1 pseudogene is annotated in these 232 nt (G+C 34.5%); it reads right to left on the bottom strand.

The features are described 5' to 3' along the window. Window positions 1–232 (bottom strand): annotated as a pseudogene (locus QVO42_RS08325) (hypothetical protein); the annotation flags it as partial.

The raw sequence follows: 232 nt of genomic DNA on the forward strand, positions 1-232 counted from the left end.
TGACGTGTTTCTTTGAGCCATTCATCAATACTTCTACTAAACAGCTTCTGTGTATCCTGATATGCATTAGGATCAGTGAAAGCAATCATGAATTCTTTTTGAGAATGAGGTGGTAAAGTAAATGAAATACAGTTGTGAGATTGTGTCTCACGGCATTCTATTAATACATTTCTTGTATCAGAGTATTTCTTTTTATAAAGAGAAGGAAGTTCTAAGACACCTTCTCCTTCTG

Source organism: Catenibacterium sp. CAG:290 (assembly GCF_000437715.1).
GTDB lineage: Bacteria > Bacillota_I > Bacilli_A > Erysipelotrichales > Coprobacillaceae > Catenibacterium > Catenibacterium mitsuoka_A.